At 71.1% G+C, this 2,082-nt stretch carries 3 protein-coding genes; 2 read left to right on the top strand and 1 reads right to left on the bottom strand.

All coding sequences use genetic code 11. The features are described 5' to 3' along the window. Positions 1-328 precede the first annotated feature (328 nt). Positions 329-1,327 carry a sensor histidine kinase gene (locus HR086_RS46380; RefSeq protein WP_174454839.1) on the top strand — a complete coding sequence of 333 codons (999 nt, stop codon included), beginning with the start codon at positions 329-331 and terminating at the stop codon, positions 1,325-1,327. Here HR086_RS46380 and HR086_RS46375 read toward each other — a convergent pair. Then, complete coding sequence (locus HR086_RS46375) at positions 1,266-1,841, bottom strand: cysteine dioxygenase family protein (RefSeq protein ID WP_174454455.1); 576 nt, start codon at positions 1,839-1,841, stop codon at positions 1,266-1,268. The two genes, HR086_RS46380 and HR086_RS46375, sit on opposite strands and share 62 nt — an antisense overlap. Before the next feature lie 124 nt (positions 1,842-1,965). Between HR086_RS46375 and HR086_RS49935 the strand changes: the two genes are divergently transcribed. Further along, the coding region (locus HR086_RS49935; protein WP_174468860.1) for an FAD/NAD(P)-binding protein at positions 1,966-2,082 on the top strand (117 nt) is incomplete at its 3' end.

The following is a 2,082-nucleotide window of genomic DNA, read 5'->3' as shown; positions in this document are numbered from 1 at the left end:
GGGTGGTGGGCGCGGCGCTGGCTGCCTTCGGTGCTCGCGGTGACGTTGAGCAGTCGCGCGCGAGCGCCGGAGCAGAGCGGGGCCTCCCATCCCCACCTCCGAGAAGCACCCACACCGGCGCGGTGACACGCGGACCTTCCACTCGCCAACGCTGTCGGAGTCCGCCGGGAGCGCGGGCGTCGACTAACCATCTGGACGGGCACCCACCCTCGCGCGGGCCGACATCGGCTCCTTGCCCGACACGGCCCGGCGGTGTTGACTGGGAAGGTCCGCTCCGCCTCCGCGCGCAGCACTCGGGACGGACACCTGACGCCGGGACCGCGACGTGATGACGCTACGAGCCAGGGTGCTGTTGATGTCAGCGGTGGCGCAACGGCGCGGCACGCTGCGCCGCGCCTTCCAGACTCGCGCGGGATTTCCACACGGAGCGGAGCGTCCAGGGACGGACCTCACCCGCGAGGCCGGCGAGTCGGGCAGGCGGTTGGAGGAGACGGTGCGGGAGCGGACCGCGGAGCTGGAGGCCGCCAACGCGAAGCTGTCCCGCAGCCTGGAGCAGCTGCACGCCACCCAGGCTCAGCTGCTCTTCGCGGACCGGCTCATCGCCCTGGGCCGCATCGCCGCGGGTGTCGGGCACGAAATCAACAACCCCCTCGCCTTCATCCTCAGCAACCTGGAGTACATCCACCAGGAGCTCCAGCAGAAGGAGCAGCTCCCCGAGCGCGAGCGCCAGGAGGTGCTGGAGGCGCTGGCGGAGACGCGCGACGGCGCCGAGCGCATCCGCCTCATCGTGCGTGATTTGCAGACGCTGTCGCGCTCGGAGGACGTGGGCAGCGGGCCCTCGGACGTGGGCGCGGTGGTGCGCACGGCGGCGAAGATGGCCATGCATGAGCTGCGGCACCGCGCGCGACTCGTCGTCGAGTGTGACGGCGTGCCGCCCGTGCAGGGCAACGGCTCGCGGCTGGGGCAGGTATTCCTCAACCTGCTGCTCAACGCGGCGCAGGCCATCGTCCCCGGTCAGGTGGAGGTGAACGAGGTGCGCGTCGTGGCGCGCGAGGCGATGCCCGGCCGCGTCGCCGTCGAGGTGCGCGACACCGGCTGCGGCATCTCCCCCGAGCACCGCGAGCGCATCTTCGACCCGTTCTTCACCACCAAGCCCCTGGGCGTGGGCACCGGCCTGGGCCTCGCGGTGTGTCACGGCATCGTCACGTCCCTGGGCGGCACGCTGACGGTGGAGAGCGCGCCCGGTCAGGGCAGCATCTTCCGCGTCACCCTGCCCGTGGCCGGCGCCTTCGCCCAGCCCCCACGTCAGCTGGACGCGGCGGTTTGAGCGACGCCACCTGGTCGTCGTAGGGCGTCATGCCCTCCATCGGCGGCGCATAGAGGTGCAGTGACACGGCGCCGCGCCGCGACGTGTTGAGGACGCGGTGGATGGTGTCCGACTCCTCGAGCAGCAGGTCCCCCTCCGCCGCGCGCAGGGACACGTCGGGCACCAGCCTGTCTCCAGCCCACGCGTAGCGCGTCTCCCGCAGCTCGCCTCGCACCAGCAGGGACACACCCGACGAGCCTCCGTGGTCATGGACGAGCGAGCCCTGGCCCGGGCCCCAGCACACCAGCAGCAGCTCGCACGCCCGCGTCTTCGCCAGCGTCTTGCGCACGTAGCGCGCGGGGTCGAACTCGACGAACGACTCCAGCAGCCCCCAGTCGGGCCGGCTGTCGCGAAGCCTCTCCACCAGCCACGACAGCGAGGGAATGGACCCGCGTCGCTCGGGCAGGGGCCAGCCCAGCAGGCTTCTCGCGTCCGGGACTTCTCCGTCCCAGTCTTCATTGGGGCGCTCGCGCAATGGATCCTCCCGGGATGTGCGTGGGAGTGTGGACACGCTCTCGTACCGCGACCAGGGGTTGGCATTCGATTGTCCATGCACATCCACGGATGCCGCTGGACGGGAGCGGACATAGGATTGCGGCGTGCAAGTTCAGAGCAGCCCTTGGGACGTGGCCGTGGTGGGGGGCGGGGCCAGCGGAACGTTGTTGGCCATCCACCTCTTGCGACAAGCGCGCGCGCCGTTCCGGATTCTCCTGGTG

This window comes from Myxococcus sp. CA039A (genome assembly GCF_013336645.1).
GTDB lineage: Bacteria > Myxococcota > Myxococcia > Myxococcales > Myxococcaceae > Myxococcus > Myxococcus llanfairpwllgwyngyllgogerychwyrndrobwllllantysiliogogogochensis.
The sequence above is the reverse complement of the archived record's forward strand: the minus strand, read 5'-3'. Positions and strand labels throughout refer to the sequence as shown.

Excerpts from the sequence above, each read along its gene's own strand:
- HR086_RS46380 (WP_174454839.1), top strand. The coding sequence starts at position 329 with ATGACGCTACGAGCCAGGGTGCTGTTGATGTCAGCGGTGGCGCAACGG.